The following is a 21057-nucleotide window of genomic DNA, read 5'->3' on the forward strand; positions in this document are numbered from 1 at the left end:
ACCTATTTTTTAGAGAAGTAAATTCAATTAATAATTGTTACCGATTTTACTATTAATCAAACATTCTGTCAAATTGAAATTTATATTTAAAGAAGAATATAACCAAACTTCTATAAAACTAGACTATTTTTGATACTTTAATCTAGTTTGTTTTAAAAACGTATTCTGAATACTTTCTTGGTAAGCGGGTATAGAAATTTTACTCCTTTTTTCGTTAACATATCTCCTACAATATGTGAAAGATAAGCTAACGTTGAAATAATTGCTAAACTACTCACCCCAGTACTAACTTGTAACAGATAAGACATATACCACCAATAAGCTAATGCCCAAATTGTATGCGTTGTCCCTCGGTGTGAAAACCAGCCTGCTCCCCCTAAGTATATAGCTAACATTACCAACCACCACAACTCATCCGTAAATGCATAATATAGCAGGAATAAACTCATTATGGTCATTAAAATATTCTTTAAAGTTTCCAAGTTTTTCACTGAAAGACCGATTATGATTGCTCCCAAACCAAATAGTAGAAGTTTATTTTGTTGTGTAAACCATTTTCCATCTAGGAAAGACAAGAAATTCACATCGAAAAAGAATGTATACAAAGCCAGAGCCATTAATGCCACACCAATAAAAATCCCGCGCTTCTTTATTAGTTTAGCTGTCTTCGTTACATGTTTATTTAACAGATTATTACCATCTAAATCAGGAGCAAGGGAAGCTATGCCTGTTGCAACTAAGATGACAGGCATCACTTCAGGTGACTGGCTAACTGACGCCACTACTCCTATTCCTAACCCAATTGCTAAATGCGTTCGACCTTGCATGTTGCCACCTCTTTGTTGTTATTTTACCGGAAGTAATCATGAACCTTAAAGGCTAATTGTATAATCTCTCCACATAGATTACTATACTTATCCAATTTATTTCTCTCCTAACCGAAATAAAAATGACTCCTAAAAATAGGAGTCATTCTCATTCTATTTATCTTTTTTCTTTATAAGTAAATTTTTTAATTTATTCGTTAATCCTAATATTGCTGGTAAGAAAACCGGTAGCATGATAAAGCTCAACAATACTAGCCCTATTAAAACTAATATCGCCATTTGCATTAATGTTACGATACCAGATGGGATTAAGGCTGCAAAAGTACCACCTAAAATTAAGGCCGCTGATAATACAACGCCACCAATATGTTTTGCAGCATCAATAATTCCCACACTTCCCTGATCTTTTACTTCAGCAAAACGCATCATTAAGAAGATACTGTAATCCACCCCAAGCGTAATAATCATAATGAAGCTAAAGAATGGTACATTCCAACTCAATACATTTTGACCTAGAAGTACATCACTTAATAACTCAGTAAGACCAAGGGATGTATAGTAAGCTAAAATTAATGAAGCGATTATTATCATTGTTTGCCAGATGGAACGTGTGATAATCACTAACACAATCGCAATACCAATCATCATAATGACAATTGTACGTGTAAAGTCACCAGTAGAAATCTCTTGTAAGTCTACATTTGCTGAAGATTTACCACCTAATGCGATTTCTGCATCAGCAAGACTCGAACTTTTTGCAGTTGCTTTAATTTGTTCATCGATATCTTCAATAATAGACATTGCTTCTTTTGAATATGGATTCACATCTAAAATAATCGTCATCTTAGTTATTGTCCGATCTTCAGACATGTACATATTTAAGCTTTTTTCAAATTCTTCTCCTTCCAATACTTCTTGAGGAATGTAGAAGACATTATTTGAATCTGAACTACTAACTTCACCAAGATATTTTTGCGCCTCTAATAAACCATCACTAATTTCAGTTAAACCATCAGTACTTTTACCTAAACCATCTTGCAATAGTTTAATTTTATCTTGAAGCTCGGCTAAGCCATTTTGTAATTGTTTTTGTCCGTCATTAACAGTCGATAATCCTGTTTCAAGTTCTCCTGTTTTTGAAATAATTTGATTAACACCGGCTTCACCTGATTCAAGCCCAGTAGCTAATGTACTAGCACCAGTTTGTAATTGCCCTACTCCCGACTCTACCTGTTGTAAGCCGCTATTAATTTGCGAAAATGCTTTATTTGCTTCTTTTAAAGAAGTAACTGCAACTTCATATTGTGGTGTAAGTTCTTGTAATTTTGCTGCTAATTGCGATAGTTGCTGCTGAGCACCTTGAGCAGTAGCAAGTACGTTTTGTACATTACTATCGGAAGCTAACTCTGGATTTGATTGGACTAACGCATTCATCGATTGTTCAATTGCGATATACCCTTGATTTGCACTTGTGATTGCATTTTCCATGGTAGTAAACAATTCACTAAATGCACTAAATCCATTTTCAATTTCTTTGTAGCCTTGCTGTAATTGCGATGCGCCATCACTTAGCGCACTCACACTTTGTTTTAAAGTACTTAAGCCAATCGATAATTGGGTAGCACCATTTGCTCCATCTTTAAATCCTAGAGCGACTTGATTTAAAGCGTCATCTAATTGTCCGACACCTTGTTCCATGGAAGATGTACCATCGATTAACTGCTGTATACCGTCAAAGCGACTTTGATCAACTTTTCCTAGTTGTTTTTCGGCATCTGAAAGTCCATCATTAATTGTTCCTAAACCTTCTTGAGCAGAATCAAGCCCGTCATTTAATGTTTCTGTTTGATCTTGAATATATAATTCTTGTATTTCCTCCCCGGAAGGACGAGTAACAGAAAGAACTTGTGAAACTCCATCTACTCTTGAAATGACATCGGCTAGCTTGTCGATATCTTGTAATCCTTTTTGAGTTGCTAACGATTCATCAGCCTTAATGACAAGAGTAGTAGGCGAAGAAAATCCGGCTGGGAAATGCTCTTCAATTACTGTAATGGCTTGTTTTGATTCATATTCATCACTAATTTCAACTAAATCGTTATAGTTTAGGTCACCTGTATATTTCAAAATAAATGGAATCGAAATAACCAATACAATTGCTAATGCTGCAATTGGTCTAAAGAAAGAATGCTTTGATAAAAATAACCAAGTTCTATTTTCACTATGTCCATTAATAGACTTAATTGGCCAGAACATCTTGATCCCAAGTACCGCCATAAAGAATGGATTTAGCGTAATCAATACTAGTAATAATACAGCTACCCCAATCGCAACGGCTGATGTTGCTTGATACAATTTAAATTCAGCTAAATAAAGCGCCATAAATCCGATAAATACGGCAATACCGCTATAGATAACGGTTCTGCCTGCTGTCCGATAGGTTTCAGTAATGGCTTTTAAAATATGTCCGCCCTTACCAAGTTCTTCTTTAAAGCGATTGTAAAGTAAAATATTATAATCTGTTCCAATCCCAAACAAAATTACAATCAAGAAGATCTGAGTAAAGTTAGAGAATGGGAAGTCAAACTTATCAACCAGATGTGTCACAATACCAAGTGAAACAATATATGATACACCTACTGTAATAAGTGAAATTAAAGGAACGATTGGTGAACGGAATACTAGTACCAACACCAATAGTATAAAGATAACCGCAATAACTTCTGTTTTCTTAATTCCTTCTTGTGAGGATTTTGCAAAGTCATCTAAAACGATATCAGTCCCCGTATAATAAGAATCAACAGATGCTACATCCGTTTTCTCGCGCAAGCTTTGTGCTACTTCTTCAACTGTCCCTTGATTTTGGTCAACAGAGATTTGCGTCAAAATCGTTGTACCATCTTCAGACACAAGTTGTTTTTCAGCTTCTTCACTATCAGAGTAAGTAAGCATATCTGTAATTCCAAGTTCTTCACTATTATCTTTTAGTGTTTGAATGGCTTTGTCGATGTCATTTAACTGATTTTCATTTAAAGCCTCGTCACTACCACTTGTGAACACAGCGATAAACTGATAATTTTCAGTTTCCTCATTTGCCATTTCTATTAATAATTCCGATGCTATTTGACTTTGAGTATAGTCCGGGATTTCTGTTTGACCTTTTTCACGTACCAATGTATCTAGGTTTGGCATTGTAAGAATCATAATAAGCGAAATAACTACCCAGAACACAAATGAAGCAGTACGTATATTTAGCCAATTCTTCAAAATGGATCACCTTTCTTCTAAAATTACAATTTTAATTTTACTTTAGCACGATAAAAGAGGTTAAAATATAGACAATTAGGGTTGCTCTGTTTAAAAATACAACTTAATCTGGAGTGGGAAAAAATGAAACATGGAGATGAAACAAAACGACTACTCGCTACATCCTTAAAGACGTTAATGAAAAATAAACCCCTCGAAAAAATATCAATTCGTGAATTAACAGACCATGCGAATATGAATCGGCAAACTTTTTATTACCATTTTGAAGATATTTACGATTTACTAAAATGGACATTCCAACAAGAAGCTCTTCAATTTTTAGACCTTCCTGAAAGTACATCTGTTTGGAAAGAAGGATTACTACAACTTTTCAATTATTTAGATGAGAACAGGGAATTTTGTATTTGTGCATTGCGTTCTTTAGGACGAGGACATTTAAAACGTTTCTTTTATTCAGATATTCATCGGATTTTTGGCAGAGTCATTAATGAATTTGGAGAAAAAACGAATGCAGCGGAAGAATATATGGCATTCCTAACACACTTTTATACATTGTCCCTGGCAGGATTAGTGGAGAGTTGGTTACTGGAAGAAATGGATCAATCCCCGGTAGTGTCAAAACTTCTATGAAAAATTGAAAAACACAAGGTATTGGGCGATAAGTACTCTCCGAACGAGGGGACAATCGCTCTTGACAAACATTCCGAAAAGGTTGCGCCCATATTTTTGAGGGCGAAGGGGAAAAAGTAGGCACACCAAATAACCCTCGCCAAATACCAATTTTAACCTTTTCTCCATTCGGTTTGTCAAGAGTTCGCTACGCCGATTGTCATTCGTATGTAGTTATTTGAGGGCTCTGCTAAAAAAAGTAGGCTGCGGTTATTTCGTTAACTCCAATTGGGCCAGTTCAATCAGTTTTGTCCAACGTGCTGGCATATGTGGCATCTGGTCCAACTCTGGAATCATGACCGGCACACGCTTTTCCAGCTTTGCATGCGGTCGAAGGAAATTAAAATAGGCCACAAACATCGTCACAAACGATACCGAGCCAGCTTCGGAACCAAAGCCTGTTGTCGCACGGTAATGCCCTTTAAATGTCCGGTTTAGACGTTCGATAATTTGTTTCAACCAACGATATTCGGCTGACACTGGATCTTCGTTCGTTAAGCCTATCACTTGTGTCACATCAAACCAAATGTCATGTTGTGCGAAAAAGTGTTGTGCTAATAAGTAAATGGGGTTGCCATCCACGATTAAATTCAGGTTTTCGGGAATCTCCTTGAACTTTTGTAAAACATCATCGATTGCTTTAATGGCAGACAATGTATCGCGATTAGGCGAAACACGGTAAGAGAGAATAACTTTTTTCGCCGCATCAAAGAAAAAGAATAAGTAATGCCATTTCCCATTAACCCGAATATACGTTTCGTCGCCACAAAATTGATCGGACAGTTCATAAGGATAACCATCAACGAAGGGCTTCATCAAGATGGAGACACTGTTCACGTAATTTAATATCGTTTGATGTGAAATGGAAACATTATGTATGTCTTGCATAATCGCTGCTGTTTTCCGTGCTGAAATACCGTAATTCACATGGTATGTCAAAATCAATCCAAGTGTATGGGATGACGTATGAATCCGTGATAAATCTACACGTGGTTTTACTGGTGATGCTGGAGATAAAGGTTGATAATCAAACAAAAATTCACGATAAATATAACGCACTTTAAACGCCTGTGGATCTTGTTTAAATCGGGTCTTTTCTTCCTTACTCATTCGACCTATATTGGATAAATAATAGGAACACTGATTACTTTTACACTTCCAAATGTGAAAATCTTTTCGCTCTTTAATTTTCTCTAAGGTCTTCATACAGTGGGGGCAACGAAGAATAGCCTCTTTCTGATAGCGACTTTTTTGATTAAATAAGCAATCACATACCTTACATTGATATTGTCCTTTTGCACCATTATTCGCATACAAATACGAGGAAGGTGCACCACACTTAGGACAACAGAGGTTTTCAGGTACTTTTGATTTGGACTTGGCGTGTCGTCTTACAGGCTTTAATTCTTTGCCATGTTCATGGAAGTAGGCGATTAGTAAATCCTGAAAGGATGCTTTTTCAGGTTGATACAGAATGGGTAACTTATCAACTTGTAACTTGCGGTATTCTTTATTAATTGGCTGTTCAGGACGCACACTTCCAACAGCCTTACCAAATATTATCACCATTAATATTTTAATTATTTTTTCTTGGTACTTGATAAATTCAATTAAATACGCTAATAATTGAGGGTACAAACTTGTCACTTCCTTTTTGGGTAGTTGTGTGGTGTGGTAACCTCAACTAACACCAAAATCCAGGGGGTGGCAAGTTTTTTTGCGTAAAAGACTATAAAACCAACGATTATTAGCGATTTATATATATAAGTTTTGACAATACGCAATCCCCAGAAGAGATTATAGAAATGATTAATATGTTTATACAAGATCAAATCCTTGGCGCAGAACGGAGAATCAAAGGTCAGCATAACTAAATTTGAGTTGATCTGAAAATGGTAAAAATGTTCTGTCTGAAAATTCATTTTGTTAAAGAAGCTTTGCGACGAGGATGGTAACAATCACTGCAGAAGCAATAATTCATATGAGATAATTATCAAGAAAGAAAAGAGGTGTCCAAAAAATTTATCTTTTTGGATACCTCCTTTACAATTCGCATTACATCTTACATATATTTAATCGCTACATTTTTAACTTCTGTATAATATTTTAACGCTTCTAGACCTTTTTCCCTTCCGATACCACTCTTCTTAGAGCCACCAAATGGAATTTCAACACCTGTTCCAACGCTATAACTATTAATATAAACTTGGCCAGATTTGATACGGTCGGCTAACCAATGTGCAGTATTTATATTTGACGTCCAAATACCCGCTGAAAGACCAAATTCCGTACCATTAGCAATTTCTAGTGCTTCTTCTTTTGTATCGAATGGAAGCACGACTAAAACTGGTCCGAAAATTTCTTCTTGTGCCAATTTACTGTCTGGTGCTATTCCATCTACTAAAGTCGGTTCATAGTAGAAACCATTTGAATCAATGTTTGGTCGTTTACCACCACAGTGAATTTTTGCTCCATTATCTTTTGCGTATTGAACATAGGCTTCAACTGTTTCTAATTGATTCTTCGTAATAAGAGGACCGATATCGGCATTATCTTCACTAGAACCAATTTTTAATGTTTCCATATGTGTCTTTACTTTTTCTACGAATTCTTTATGCACTGAACGTTCAACTAGTAACCTAGAACCTGCTGAACATACTTGTCCAGTATTCAATGTGATTGCACTAGCAACTACTTTAGCAGCTTCTTCAAGATCAGCGTCTGCGAATACAACCTGTGGCGATTTTCCACCTAGTTCCAACGTTACTGGAGTGATATTTTCAGCAGCGGCTTTCATAATTGTTTTACCAGTTTCAACAGAACCAGTAAATGTAATATGTCTTATATCTGGGTGAGTTGCTAATGCATTTCCAACTACTCGACCAGAACCAGTGACAACATTGACAACACCTTTAGGAACACCAGCCTCATCTAAAATTTCTGCTAACTTTAATGTAGACAGCGGCGTTTCTTGTGCTGGTTTAATAACAACCGTATTTCCTGTTGCTAATGCTGGTGCAACACTACGACTTGTCATTTGGAATGGTCCATTCCATGGGATAATATGCGCTGTAACCCCTAATGGCTCACGTTTTGTAAAATCTAAAATACCATCTTTAATTGGGATTGTTTCACCCATAATTTTGTCAGCAACACCTGCATAAAACTCATAATATCTTGCACCAATTTCAACTTCGAACATGGCAATGTTAAAAGGTTTACCTGTATCAAGCATTTCAATTTCCGCAATTTCCTTTTGGTTTTGTCGGATTAGATTTGCTACTTTATATAGTAATCTTCCACGTTCAACAGGCTGAAAATCTCTCCATTCCCCATGGTCAAATGCATCCTTCGCCGCTTTAACAGCAAGATTTAATTCTTCAATAGTAGCAATAGGAACCTCTGCAATCTTTTCTCCAGTTGCTGGATTTACTACTGCACTAGTTTCAGAAGTTTCTACCCAAGCTCCACCAACAAACATTTTATAGCTTTTTAAGTTTTCTGTACTTTGAACATTTCCCATTCTACTTACCCCCTGTTTTTTATTACAACTGCATAACTGTGAATCAACTATGTTTGCAGTTAATTCATTTTCTTTGCCTATAAATCAATTAAATATTGTATTCACGCATTTTGTTATATAAAGTACCTAGTGATACATTGAGCATTTCTGCAGCTTGTTTCTTTCCTTTTAATGTATGTCCATAATAATCAAGAGCTCTTGAAATCGCTTTCTTTTCAGCCTCTTGTAAAGACATAAGCCCCTGATGTTTTCGGTCTCCGAAATCAAATGGTAAACACTCAATTACCAATTCTTTGGAAATAATCTCATCCTTAGCATTTAATACAATTCGACTAATAATATTTTTTAATTCTCGAATATTCCCACTCCATTGATACTCAGTAAGGATTGAGATAGCTTCCTTGGTGATCCCTTTTATCGGTTTACCATACTCCTGCTTATATTCTTTAATAAACACATCTACTAAGTTTGGAATATCCTTCTTTCTTTCTCTTAAAGGAATGATTTCTAAAGTATTCGCTTTTAGGTAATGGAACATCATGTCACTAATTAATCCATTTTCATAAAGTTCTTCTAACTTTGTATTCATGGAAGCGACAATTCGTGGTTCTATTGGTATAGGTAATGTACTCCCAATTCTTTTGACCACTTTCTCTGTTAAAGCATGAACAATTTCTGTTTGCGTTGCTAAAGATAACCGATCAATATGATCGAGATATAATGTACCTTTACTTGCAAGTTCAAGTAGGCCAATTTTAGTTCTTGACGCTTCTGGAAAGGCATTTTTTTCATAGCCGAAAAGCAGATATTTCACTTCTTTATCGGTATACTTTGAACAATTAAACCGAATAAATGGACTATCATTTCTCGAACTATGTAAATGAATAGCCTCGGCAAACATGCTTTTGCCTACTCCTGTTTCCCCTTGTAATACAACAGGTTCCAATATATCGGACAACTCTAATATTTTTTGCACAAGTTCTTTCATTTTCGGTTCTTCACAAACAATATCACTCACTACAAACTTTGCAGTGTTTCTATAAATCTCCGTTAAATAGGTTTGTTGCTTATTGTATTTACGAGAAATATCGATTGTTTGAGAGAGGTCCTTAATTATGATGACAGCTCCTAAAAAGTCACCACCGGCAAACAGTGGATAACCACTAGTAAATGCTTCGCCTATTCTTCCAGGAGTTGCTGTAACGATATTTACTTTTGGTTGTTTTGTTCGTAAAATTTCTACTAGTACACCTTCCGGATGAACATCAAATATGTTTTTATGCAACCTCTCTTCTTTTTTTATTCCAGATAATTTAAAAAAATTGTTGTTTGCGTAAAGGATATTCCCATTCTCATCACAAATTTCAATTCCTTCTTCTATTGTCTCTAAGACAGGTTCAAACAACCTCATTTTTTTATTTAACGATAAAACAATTGATTCCATTAGATCCATTTCATTTGTCTCATGTGTATTCAATTTCTCTGCTCCTTTCCCTATTTTTTGCTGTTAACATTGGAGATTTTAATAGTAGAGTCTGATTTAACTGAATAGCACTTAAATTCATTTGCAAAATTCTAGAATAAACAAAATATTACTCTATTTAAAACAACTTTAACTTCAATTATTACAATAATCATAACTTTTAAAATTTCTATTGTAAACAATTTTCAAAAATTTATATTTATTCTAAACATTCAAACATTTGATTTTTTTCATAAAAATAACCGCTCCTTGAATAGGAGCGGTTATTTGATCACTATTAATATTTTTCGTCAATTGCTTTAAATTTCTCGTAAGCTTCTGGGAACTTCTCTTCAAAGTCTTTTAAACTTGGCTGTACCATTTCTTTAATTTCAGCAATTTGATCTTCTGTAAATTCAGTAATCTGTGCATATTCTTTTACAACTTCAATTTCTTTTGCATCTGCATCAATACTATTTTGGGCATAACTATTAACTACTTCATTTGATGCTTCTACAATTACATCTTGTAAATCTTTAGGTAATTGGTCAAACCATTTTCCATCAATTACCATTGAATATGTCATAGGAACAAATCCTTCAATAATTGTACCGTACTTACCAATGTCGCCAATACCTGTAGACCATGCATTCGGAGAAGTAAATACTCCATCTACCACACCTTGAGCTAAAGACGTTGGTGCCTCAGAAATAGGCATTGAAATAGCGTTTGCCCCGATATCGCTCATAATGTTAATTTGAGTTTGTCCGCCAGCAATACTTAGTTTTAAGTTTTCAAAATCTTTCACATCTTTAATTTCCTTCTTTGTTGTAATAATCACTCCACCAGTTGCTCGTAAAATACCTAAATGTTTAATATTTTTTTCATTTAAGAATCCTGATAAAAGATCATTTAAATCATTTTTATAATCTACGCTTTCTAATAATAAATCGTTTCTTAATGAAAACGGTAGACCCACAACTCCTACCTCTTCGTTAATTTTCTCTAGCTGTGCAGTTGGTGGCCAAGCCATATGAACAGAACCTGACCCTAGTGAACTAACTGCATCAGCATCAGTATATAACTGTTTTGATGGATAAATTTCAGTCTTGATTCTTCCACCACTTTTCTCTTCAATCATTTTCGCAAGCTCTTCCATTTTTAAGTGTTTTGCATGAGTTGTTGCTACTTCATTGGTTAAAACCATTGTATACGTCTCTGCTTCTGCTGCTTCTCCACTTTCCGTTTCACTACCACCACATGCTGCTAGAATGATTGCAGATACTACAAGTAAAGCAAATAAAGTAAAACCTTTATACATTTTTTTCATATTTCCATCCCCCTATAATTGTGCGTATTGTCAAAACTTATATATATAAATCGCTAATAATCGTTGGTTTTATAGTCTTTTACGCAAAAAAACTTGCCACCCCCTGGATTTTGGTGTTAGTTGAGGTTACCACACACAAAACTACCCAAAAAGGAAGTGACAAGTTTGTACCCTCAATTATTAGCGTATTTAATTGAATTTATCAAGTACCAAGAAAAAATAATTAAAATATTAATGGTGATAATATTTGGTAAGGCTGTTGGAAGTGTGCGTCCTGAACAGCCAATTAATAAAGAATACCGCAAGTTACAAGTTGATAAGTTACCCATTCTGTATCAACCTGAAAAAGCATCCTTTCAGGATTTACTAATCGCCTACTTCCATGAACATGGCAAAGAATTAAAGCCTGTAAGACGACACGCCAAGTCCAAATCAAAAGTACCTGAAAACCTCTGTTGTCCTAAGTGTGGTGCACCTTCCTCGTATTTGTATGCGAATAATGGTGCAAAAGGACAATATCAATGTAAGGTATGTGATTGCTTATTTAATCAAAAAAGTCGCTATCAGAAAGAGGCTATTCTTCGTTGCCCCCACTGTATGAAGACCTTAGAGAAAATTAAAGAGCGAAAAGATTTTCACATTTGGAAGTGTAAAAGTAATCAGTGTTCCTATTATTTATCCAATATAGGTCGAATGAGTAAGGAAGAAAAGACCCGATTTAAACAAGATCCACAGGCGTTTAAAGTGCGTTATATTTATCGTGAATTTTTGTTTGATTATCAACCTTTATCTCCAGCATCACCAGTAAAACCACGTGTAGATTTATCACGGATTCATACGTCATCCCATACACTTGGATTGATTTTGACATACCATGTGAATTACGGTATTTCAGCACGGAAAACAGCAGCGATTATGCAAGACATACATAATGTTTCCATTTCACATCAAACGATATTAAATTACGTGAACAGTGTCTCCATCTTGATGAAGCCCTTCGTTGATGGTTATCCTTATGAACTGTCCGATCAATTTTGTGGCGACGAAACGTATATTCGGGTTAATGGGAAATGGCATTACTTATTCTTTTTCTTTGATGCGGCGAAAAAAGTTATTCTCTCTTACCGTGTTTCGCCTAATCGCGATACATTGTCTGCCATTAAAGCAATCGATGATGTTTTACAAAAGTTCAAGGAGATTCCCGAAAACCTGAATTTAATCGTGGATGGCAACCCCATTTACTTATTAGCACAACACTTTTTCGCACAACATGACATTTGGTTTGATGTGACACAAGTGATAGGCTTAACGAACGAAGATCCAGTGTCAGCCGAATATCGTTGGTTGAAACAAATTATCGAACGTCTAAACCGGACATTTAAAGGGCATTACCGTGCGACAACAGGCTTTGGTTCCGAAGCTGGCTCGGTATCGTTTGTGACGATGTTTGTGGCCTATTTTAATTTCCTTCGACCGCATGCAAAGCTGGAAAAGCGTGTGCCGGTCATGATTCCAGAGTTGGACCAGATGCCACATATGCCAGCACGTTGGACAAAACTGATTGAACTGGCCCAATTGGAGTTAACGAAATAACCGCAGCCTACTTTTTTTAGCAGAGCCCTCAAATAACTACATACGAATGACAATCGGCGTAGCGAACTCTTGACAAACCGAATGGAGAAAAGGTTAAAATTGGTATTTGGCGAGGGTTATTTGGTGTGCCTACTTTTTCCCCTTCGCCCTCAAAAATATGGGCGCAACCTTTTCGGAATGTTTGTCAAGAGCGATTGTCCCCTCGTTCGGAGAGTACTTATCGCCCAATACCTTGTGTTTTTCAATTTTTCATAGAAGTTTTGACACTACCTAATTGTGAAATAAAATTAAATAAATGTTGCCTACAGATTTTCTTCTAATATTCCGATTTCCATTTCTGTTTCTTTTTCTACTTTCTCTTCTTTTTGGAAAAAATCCTTAATGTGCCCAACTAATTCTCTAAAGTAATAAAGCAATAGTAATCCACCACCAACAGGGATTACCGAATATACAAGCCACATTGGTAAACGCATTGTTGATGCACTAGACGTACCCATTTCGTATAAAAACGGAATATAAAGATAACTAGAATACAATATAATCACAGCGAATACACAACCAAACACACGGTTAATGATTTCTAGTAATGTGATAACCTTTTTCGGCAATCGTTCTAAAACTAAATCAATCCGAATGTGGTATCCCTTTTTCCCCGCCTCTGCAAGGGACAGCATGATTGCCCCAAAAATCCCGAAAGTTACAATTTCCTCTGAAGCATTAATCGAATAGGAAAATAGGAAACGTGCTGTAGCTTCAAATAGCATCCATAATAAAGAAATGGAAAATAAAATAACTGAGAGATTCGCCAAAAGATTTTCTTCAATAAATTCTATTACCCTTTTAATAGATTTCACATTTAATCCCTCCTTAGTCCAACAAAAAATCTACAGTAAGAACAAACTTATTGCCGGAATATACGTAACGAGTAATAGGAAAATAATTAACGCGATAAAGAATGGTGCAACACCTCTTGCTACATCCATAACAGGCATCTTGGAGACGCCGCTCATTACAAATAGATTTATCCCCACTGGTGGTGTTAATGTACCAAGTTCACTATTAGCCACCATAATCACAGCGAAGTGAACTGGATCAATACCAAAGTGTGCAGCTAAAGGAAATAGTAATGGTGCCATTAATACCGTCATTGCTGATCCATCCATAAACATTCCTAAGAATAAAAGTAATAGGTTAACAACTAATAAAAATTGCCAAGTTGTCATTTCAAGATTCACTAAAAAATCAATTATCGCTTGAGAAACGCCAAATCTAGTAAGTGCATACGAAAAAATATGTGCTCCTATGATAATTAAGTAAATCATACAAGATTTATAAATAGAGTCTTTGATAACCCCAACTAATTCTTTTCCAGTCAATGCTTTGTAAACAACCATTACTAAAAATAATGCGTATATTGCAGAAACCGCTGCAATTTCAGTTGGTGTAAAAACTCCCATGAAAATACCACCGATAATAAATACAGGTAACAGTAGAATTGCCCAACTACTTAATAGATACTTACCTAATTTCCCAAAGTAAACTTTAGGCGCTTCCTTCTCTTCCGATGCAGGCTTCCATCCTCTTACTTTTGCAATAATATAAACAGTTACGCACAATATAAGCCCCTGAATAATCCCAGCGCCAAGACCTGCTGTAAATAAATCCATGATCGGAATTCCAATAATTCCTCCGATAACAATAAACGCTAAACTTGGCGGAATCATTAAACCTAAAGTTCCTCCCGAAGCAACTAAACCTGCAACGAACTTTTTAGGATAAAGGGATTCCATCGCTTTACTTGTAGCTCCCCCTATGGCAGCAGTTGATGCAGCGCTTGAACCTGAAATTGCTCCGAAAAATATGCTGACAAACATAACCCCTATTGCAAGTCCACCTGTAACCTTCTTAAATAATTGGTTTGCAAAATTTACAATTGAAGTTAGGATTGGACCATACATTAATAAGTTCCCAGCAAATATGAAGAATGGTATCGCTACGAATGTATAACTTGTTAAATTATCAAAGATTATTTGACTGATTGTACTTAAAGGAATTCCACCATGTTGAATCATTAGAAAAATACCAGTAATAGCAAGTGATACACCTACTGATGTTCCAATAATCATCAATACGATAAAAAATCCAGACATTACTCCTACCATGGAGCACACCCCCTTTTATTATTCCGCCATTCATCTCCCTATAAGTTTTTAAATCCTATTTTCCCCCTTATTCAAATTGATTTAACATTCTTTAGAGTTTAAAAGAGGATAAATGGAAGGGGATTAACACTTTCCATTTACCCTCTTGTGAATACTTCTATTAATCTATAACAATTGATGCTCTCGTAACTTTACGTTGAGCTGATTGATCTAAAGCATCATATAATTCCTCTAACTTAAATTCTTTATCCAGCATTTCTCCAAATGGATATTTATCGATTGTTTTTGATAAGAATTGCAATGCTTTATTTAAATACCATGGATTGTAGCGAACTAGAGAAATAATATTAATTGCTTTACGCGTCATTAACCCTGGATCAAAATCAATTGTTTTACCAGGTGTGTTATTACCGATACTTACATATCTTCCACCAACTCGTAAATGTTTGATTCCTTCATTTAAAGCAGGTCCTACTCCGGTAACTTCTAAAGCTACATCAACACCGTTTCCATCTGTAAGATCTAATATCGCTTGGACACGCTTTTCTACCGTATCGAACTCATTCATATCGATGCAGTAATCTGCGCCAAATTGTTTGGCTTTCTCCAAGCGACTCTTAACACCATCGATGACGATGACCGTAGCTCCAATTTCTTTTGCAACTGCTGCTGCATTTAAACCAAGACCACCTGCTCCTTGAACAAGAACCGTATCGCCATAACGTACCTTCGCTTCATCTAGCCCGAAGTAAACTTGTGATAGTGCACAGTTTGCACTCGCTGCAGCTGAATCCGGCACATTATCAGGAACTTTATAGAAGAATTGATTTGGATAGATATAATAGTGAGTACCAAACGCACCATGGAAATGTGGTGTTTCATTTGGCTCCTTCGTCCAGTGAGCATATGAGTTTAAACATAAATGGAATCGCCCGTCTAAACATGGTCTACACTTTCTACAAATTTGGAAGTAAGTTGCCGCTACACGATCTCCAATTTGTACTGGATTTCCAGCATAATCCGTTGATACTCCCTCACCTAACTTTACAACCTCCCCAACCATTTCATGACCTAATACTCGATTGAAAGGGCTTTCGCCATTTAATATACCAACATCAGAACCACAAACATTCGCGCGAACAACTTTTACTAGAATGCCACCAGCTTCTACTTCTGGTAATTCAAATTCTTCAAATGTTAATTTATCTGGAATTGTCATAATTGCTACAGTGCCTTTTACTTTTGTACTAGTTACCATTAATGTTTCCCCCTTATTCATAATAGCCTTCAGTAGATTTCACTAATGTTTCAAACTGATTTGCATCATGGCCAAACCATACTTTAGAGTTCGTTTTTTCAGCGTAATCTCTTATTTTTTCTACAGCTTTAAAATACCCTAATGTATCATAGACAAATCCTGTTGTTCTTGCTGGAGGTCCATAATTTAGTTCTGTGTAAACTGCATCAGAAGCTAAAATAATTCCTCCTTCTTTCGGTAAATCAAGATGAAGTCCGAGCAATCCCCAAACATGTCCAGATCCGTAATTTAATATTTTTACCCCTTCAACTAGTTCAATTTCATCTTCTTCTGGTAAAATTGTTTTCCAATTTAACTCAGCCTTTACCCATTCATTAATATCGTTCCAACAATACACACCCATATCTTTCGTCATTGCAAAAAGTTTCATTGTATTTTTAAGTTCATCATCATGAACAATAATGGTTGCGTTTACAAAATACTCCAAGCATCCTGAATGATCTGAGTGTAGATGGGACATAACCACATACTTTATTTCTTCTGGTGAAACCCCTAATTGTTTTAAGCGATTCGGCAGAAGTTGTTCTTCCGTTGCAAAATAAGGTGCAACGAGTTGTTCTTTTTTAATCCAACGTCCATTCTCTCCTTGTGCATTCGGATGAATAGCTGCATCAAACAGTATTTTCCCTTCAGGATGATCAATCAGAAGTGTCCATACTGGAAGATTTATCAATTCATGATCAGGATTTGGATTTGATACCATCGCCGGATTATATGCTGGATGAACAAGATTACGATCTAACGTTAAGTGACCGTTATCTAGTACATATACCTTCATATTGCTTCCCAATTCTATCACTCTCCCAATGAAAGATAATTATCAGTTTCTTACAAATAATATAACTGTTGCATTTTTGGTTGTAAACAATATTCAAAATATTATAATTATTTGAAAAACTGATAAAATCGCAGCCAATGCAGATAAACTCACGGTTTAAGTACATGATTATGCACACAAATATTTTCTTCAATGATTTTATAAGTTTCATAATGACCGATATTCTACAAGAAACGACAGATATTCTAATCACCTTTCTTAGTAGTTGATCAATAAATTTAGGGATTATAACCCCTAAGTAAATAAAAAAGAAGCTGGTCATAAGTCTTTCCCTTTGACCAACTTCTGCAATTTCCAAATTATAAAATTTAGAATACTGATAAAAATAAAATGTAGTTTTAACGATAGCTTCAGCACCAAAACAAAAAACCACCTCTCAGATTAATTTCTGAGAAGTGGTAAATTGAAAGTAACACTTTTGAGACGGAATTCTTGGGGGTTATTTTTTCACACTTGAGTTAAAAATCCGCAAACCCTTGTCACACAAGGATTACATCATGCCGCCCATACCGCCCATGCCACTCATATCTGGCATTGCTGGAGCTGGTTCTGGAATGTCTGCTACTACTGCTTCAGTTGTTAAAAATAGAGCAGCTACAGATGCAGCGTTTTGAAGAGCTGAACGAGTAACTTTCGCTGGGTCAACAATACCAGCTTCAATCATGCTTACCCATTCACCGTTAGCAGCGTTGAAACCAACACCTGCTTCTTCGCGTTTTAAGCGGTCAACGATAATTGAACCTTCAAGACCTGCGTTGTTAGCGATTTGACGTACTGGTTCTTCAAGGGCACGTAATACGATTTTCACACCAGTCGCAACATCGCCTTCTACAGTATCAAGTACTTTTTCAACTGCGCCATAAACGTTTAGAAGTGCAGTACCACCACCTGATACAATACCTTCTTCTACTGCAGCACGAGTTGAGTTTAATGCGTCTTCGATACGTAATTTACGTTCTTTTAATTCAGTTTCTGTTGCAGCACCAACTTTGATTACTGCTACACCACCAGCTAATTTAGCAAGGCGTTCTTGTAATTTTTCTTTATCAAATTCAGAAGTAGTTTCTGCGATTTGAGCACGGATTTGGTTTACGCGATTTTCAATTGCATCGCTGTTTCCTGTACCTTCAACAATTGTTGTATTGTCTTTAGATACTACAACTTTACCAGCACGTCCTAAAGAAGTTACGTCAGCTGTTTTTAAATCTAAACCAAGGTCAGCAGTGATTACTTGACCACCAGTTAAGATTGCAATATCTTCAAGCATTGCTTTACGACGATCACCGAATCCTGGAGCTTTAACAGCTACTACGTTGAATGTACCACGTAATTTGTTTAATACTAAAGTAGCAAGAGCTTCACCTTCAACGTCTTCCGCAATAATTAATAATGGACGGCTTTGTTGAACAACTTGCTCTAATAATGGAAGGATTTCTTGAATTGAAGAAATCTTTTTATCTGTAATTAGAATGTAAGGGTTGTCTAATACAGCTTCCATTTTATCTGTATCAGTTACCATGTAGTGAGATGCATAACCACGGTCAAATTGCATACCTTCTACTACATCTAACTCAGTTGTGAAACCTTTAGATTCTTCAATTGTAATAACTCCATCAGTACCAACACGTTCCATTGCATCCGCGATAAATGCACCTACTTCTTCATCAGCAGCAGAAATTGCAGCAACTTGTGCAATTGCTTCTTTGTTTTCTACTGGACGAGAGATAGCTTGTAATTCTTCAATAGCAGCTGCAACAGCCTTGTCCATACCTTTACGGATACCAACTGGGTTTGCACCAGCAGTTACGTTTTTAAGACCTTCACGAATCATCGCTTGAGCTAAAACAGTTGCAGTTGTTGTACCGTCACCAGCGATTTCGTTTGTTTTAGATGCAACTTCAGCAACTAATTTTGCACCCATGTTTTCGTATGGGTTTTCAAGTTCGATTTCTTTCGCAATTGTTACACCGTCATTTGTAATTAAAGGTGAACCAAATTTTTTCTCTAAAACTACGTTACGACCTTTTGGCCCTAATGTAACTTTTACAGCATTTGCTAATTTATCAACACCTTGAAGCATTAATGTACGTGCTTCTTCAGAGAATTTAATATCTTTTGCCATTGTTGCTTACCTCCAGTTTTATTCTATTGAAAAATCAAAAGTAGCATGCAAGCGCCAAACAATTCATATATATGTAGAGGCGCTCTTTTTGATGAATAATTTAAATTTTAAAGATTAGCCAAGGATAGCTAATACGTCAGATTCACGTAAGATTAAATATTCTTTACCTTCATATTTCACTTCTGTACCTGAGTATTTAGAGAAGATGATAGTATCGCCTTCTTTTACTTCAAGTTCGACACGTGTGCCGTTATCTAGTACACGACCAGTTCCCACAGCAACAACTTTTCCTTCTTGTGGTTTTTCTTTTGCTGAATCTGGAAGTACAATTCCGAATTGTGTTTTTTCTTCCACCTCAACTAGTTCGATAATGATACGATCACCTAATGGTCTTAACAAGTGAAACAACCTCCTACGAATTTTAGTTTAAATATCTTTATTAGCACTCCCTTAACCTGAGTGCTAACACATCTATAATAATAAAGAATTAGTTTTAGTTTTGCAAGTATCATGCATTAAAAAATTTTGTTTTCTTACCAATTTCAACTACAATAGAATATAGTTGGATATCTTTAGACACCTGATTAAGTTTGTCTACATAACCTATGTTTTAAACTCTATTTTTAGAAAGAGGGATATTTTCTATTGAGTACTCCTAAGAAATTTCAAACGCAAAAAACGGCCTTTTACGTTTTACTGACCTACATTCTCTTTCAGCTATCTAGTTTTATATTATTAATTCCACCAATAAGGGAGTTTTTCCTTCAATTTATTAGTAAAGATGGAGTAAATGCTGGGATTACATTAGCAGCTTGGTGGTCATCAGTCACTGCAGCGATTGCTTTTGTTGTTTGTATCATTTTAATGAGTAAAAATAAAAACTTCTGGAATGTATTTAATGGAGAGAAAGCATCTATTCCCGTATCAATCGGTTGGGGGATAATGGGTTTCTTCTTAGTGTATTTAGGGCAGACAATTGGTGCTTACATTGAATTAGCGCTCGGAATAGAATTCGGGTCAGAAAACACTGAAACAATTATGTTAGTTACTGAAATTGCTCCAATCATGATTATTACGACTGTATTATTTGGTCCAATATTAGAGGAATTGGTTTTTCGTCGTGTTGTGTTTGGGTCAATCATTCAAACCCAAAATTTTTGGGTAGCTGGTATTGTTAGTTCAATCATCTTTGCTGCAATCCATATAGACTTTACCCATATTATCTTATATACAATTAGCGGTTTCGTTTTTGCATTCCTATACTACAAAACAAAACGCATTCTAACATCGATTATTTCACATATGATGCTAAATGGATTCGTCACATTCATTCAACTAAATGCAGACAAAATCCAACAAATATCAGATCAATTAAATAAGTAGAAAAGCGTAGGCGGCTCTCCCAGGCTCGACACGCGCTGGCCGACAAAAACGCCACATCGTGTGGCATTGTCGGCACTTGTACATCCGTGTACTTCGGAGACTTAGACAAGAAGGCGCTTTTTGCCTACGAAGAAGAAGTCGAAGCGTCACGAGAGCCTAGCCGCCGCAGCTGGACAATAAAGAAAAGCGGAGCGCGTTCGTTCAGCTCCGACAGCAACTGGAAGAATCGACAAAAGGGCGCTTTTTGCCCTTGAAGACGATTCTGAAGTTGCCGAGGAGCTAACGCGCGAAGCTGGACATTCGAAAAGCGGAGGCGGCTCGTTCAGGCTCGACATGCGCTGGAAACTCTGACAAGAAGGCGCTTTTTGCCTTCGCAGGAAGAGTTGAAGCGTCGCAAGAGCCTAGCCGCCGCAGCTAGACATTAGAAAAATGGAGAACGCTCGTTCAGCTGCGAAAACAACGAATTCATATACACCTATTTAATAGTACAAACTAAATGGTTTGTACTTCTTTTTTACAAGAAATCCTAGCTTAATGATAAAAAATATACATTTTGATTCATT

General features: G+C 36.1%; 15 protein-coding genes. 3 read left to right on the top strand and 12 right to left on the bottom strand.

Annotation, left to right across the window (positions count from 1 at the left end; genetic code table 11):
* Nucleotides 1-152: 152 nt before the first annotated feature.
* Nucleotides 153-827, bottom strand: coding sequence for a metal-dependent hydrolase (locus NKR20_RS16150; RefSeq protein WP_253427598.1), 675 nt, complete (start codon nucleotides 825-827; stop codon nucleotides 153-155).
* A gap of 153 nt (nucleotides 828-980) precedes the next feature.
* The gene (locus NKR20_RS16155; RefSeq protein ID WP_253427600.1) at nucleotides 981-4094 is read right to left on the bottom strand and encodes an MMPL family transporter; all 3114 of its coding nucleotides are present in this window, start codon (nucleotides 4092-4094) and stop codon (nucleotides 981-983) included.
* A 123-nt stretch (nucleotides 4095-4217) separates the two neighbouring features.
* Here NKR20_RS16155 and NKR20_RS16160 point away from each other — a divergent pair, with 123 nt between their 5' ends.
* Nucleotides 4218-4724, top strand: a complete 507-nt coding sequence (locus tag NKR20_RS16160; RefSeq protein ID WP_253427602.1) for a TetR/AcrR family transcriptional regulator — start codon at nucleotides 4218-4220, stop codon at nucleotides 4722-4724.
* 249 nt (nucleotides 4725-4973) lie between these two features.
* Here NKR20_RS16160 and NKR20_RS16165 read toward each other — a convergent pair whose 3' ends face one another.
* The 4 genes from NKR20_RS16165 to NKR20_RS16180 all read right to left on the bottom strand — a co-directional run bounded on the left by NKR20_RS16165 (nucleotide 4974) and on the right by NKR20_RS16180 (nucleotide 11078).
* Nucleotides 4974-6401: a DDE-type integrase/transposase/recombinase gene (locus NKR20_RS16165; RefSeq protein ID WP_253428046.1), complete on the bottom strand. Its 1428-nt coding sequence runs from the start codon at nucleotides 6399-6401 to the stop codon at nucleotides 4974-4976.
* Nucleotides 6402-6825: 424 nt separating this feature from the next.
* Nucleotides 6826-8286 (bottom strand): aldehyde dehydrogenase family protein, encoded by a 1461-nt coding sequence (locus NKR20_RS16170; protein WP_253427604.1) that lies wholly within the window; start codon nucleotides 8284-8286, stop codon nucleotides 6826-6828.
* An 88-nt stretch (nucleotides 8287-8374) separates the two neighbouring features.
* Nucleotides 8375-9763, bottom strand: coding sequence for a sigma 54-interacting transcriptional regulator (locus NKR20_RS16175; protein WP_253427613.1), 1389 nt, complete (start codon nucleotides 9761-9763; stop codon nucleotides 8375-8377).
* Between the two features lie 283 nt (nucleotides 9764-10046).
* Entirely contained in the window at nucleotides 10047-11078 is a 1032-nt protein-coding gene (locus NKR20_RS16180; RefSeq protein WP_253427615.1) for a TRAP transporter substrate-binding protein, read from the bottom strand.
* Between the two features lie 165 nt (nucleotides 11079-11243).
* Here NKR20_RS16180 and NKR20_RS16185 point away from each other — a divergent pair, with 165 nt between their 5' ends.
* The gene (locus tag NKR20_RS16185; RefSeq protein WP_253428046.1) at nucleotides 11244-12671 is read left to right on the top strand and encodes a DDE-type integrase/transposase/recombinase; all 1428 of its coding nucleotides are present in this window, start codon (nucleotides 11244-11246) and stop codon (nucleotides 12669-12671) included.
* A 302-nt stretch (nucleotides 12672-12973) separates the two neighbouring features.
* On the opposite strand, the gene NKR20_RS16190 is transcribed toward NKR20_RS16185, so the two are convergent.
* The 6 genes from NKR20_RS16190 to groES all read right to left on the bottom strand — a co-directional run bounded on the left by NKR20_RS16190 (nucleotide 12974) and on the right by groES (nucleotide 19510).
* Complete coding sequence (locus NKR20_RS16190; RefSeq protein WP_253427617.1) at nucleotides 12974-13525, bottom strand: TRAP transporter small permease; 552 nt, start codon at nucleotides 13523-13525, stop codon at nucleotides 12974-12976.
* A gap of 30 nt (nucleotides 13526-13555) precedes the next feature.
* Complete coding sequence (locus NKR20_RS16195) at nucleotides 13556-14833, bottom strand: TRAP transporter large permease (protein WP_253427619.1); 1278 nt, start codon at nucleotides 14831-14833, stop codon at nucleotides 13556-13558.
* Nucleotides 14834-14993: 160 nt separating this feature from the next.
* Nucleotides 14994-16091 carry a zinc-binding dehydrogenase gene (locus tag NKR20_RS16200; protein ID WP_253427621.1) on the bottom strand — a complete coding sequence of 366 codons (1098 nt, stop codon included), beginning with the start codon at nucleotides 16089-16091 and terminating at the stop codon, nucleotides 14994-14996.
* Nucleotides 16092-16104: 13 nt separating this feature from the next.
* The gene (locus NKR20_RS16205) at nucleotides 16105-16929 is read right to left on the bottom strand and encodes an N-acyl homoserine lactonase family protein (protein WP_253428176.1); all 825 of its coding nucleotides are present in this window, start codon (nucleotides 16927-16929) and stop codon (nucleotides 16105-16107) included.
* Between the two features lie 550 nt (nucleotides 16930-17479).
* Entirely contained in the window at nucleotides 17480-19111 is a 1632-nt protein-coding gene (gene groL, locus NKR20_RS16210) for a chaperonin GroEL (RefSeq protein WP_121214314.1), read from the bottom strand.
* A gap of 114 nt (nucleotides 19112-19225) precedes the next feature.
* Nucleotides 19226-19510 (bottom strand): co-chaperone GroES, encoded by a 285-nt coding sequence (gene groES / locus NKR20_RS16215; protein WP_121214315.1) that lies wholly within the window; start codon nucleotides 19508-19510, stop codon nucleotides 19226-19228.
* A gap of 246 nt (nucleotides 19511-19756) precedes the next feature.
* Here groES and NKR20_RS16220 point away from each other — a divergent pair, with 246 nt between their 5' ends.
* Nucleotides 19757-20494: a CPBP family intramembrane glutamic endopeptidase gene (locus NKR20_RS16220; protein WP_121214316.1), complete on the top strand. Its 738-nt coding sequence runs from the start codon at nucleotides 19757-19759 to the stop codon at nucleotides 20492-20494.
* The last annotated feature ends 563 nt before the right edge of the window (nucleotides 20495-21057 follow it).

The organism is Ureibacillus endophyticus (assembly GCF_024159215.1).
Classification (GTDB): domain Bacteria; phylum Bacillota; class Bacilli; order Bacillales_A; family Planococcaceae; genus Ureibacillus; species Ureibacillus endophyticus.

Coding starts and splice junctions, on each gene's coding strand:
- NKR20_RS16170 (WP_253427604.1), bottom strand. CDS start 8,286: ATGGGAAATGTTCAAAGTACAGAAAACTTAAAAAGCTATAAAATGTTT.
- NKR20_RS16195 (WP_253427619.1), bottom strand. CDS start 14,833: ATGGTAGGAGTAATGTCTGGATTTTTTATCGTATTGATGATTATTGGA.
- NKR20_RS16200 (WP_253427621.1), bottom strand. CDS start 16,091: ATGGTAACTAGTACAAAAGTAAAAGGCACTGTAGCAATTATGACAATT.
- NKR20_RS16180 (WP_253427615.1), bottom strand. CDS start 11,078: ATGAAAAAAATGTATAAAGGTTTTACTTTATTTGCTTTACTTGTAGTA.
- NKR20_RS16160 (WP_253427602.1), top strand. CDS start 4,218: ATGAAACATGGAGATGAAACAAAACGACTACTCGCTACATCCTTAAAG.
- groL (WP_121214314.1), bottom strand. CDS start 19,111: ATGGCAAAAGATATTAAATTCTCTGAAGAAGCACGTACATTAATGCTT.
- NKR20_RS16205 (WP_253428176.1), bottom strand. CDS start 16,929: ATGAAGGTATATGTACTAGATAACGGTCACTTAACGTTAGATCGTAAT.
- NKR20_RS16150 (WP_253427598.1), bottom strand. CDS start 827: ATGCAAGGTCGAACGCATTTAGCAATTGGGTTAGGAATAGGAGTAGTG.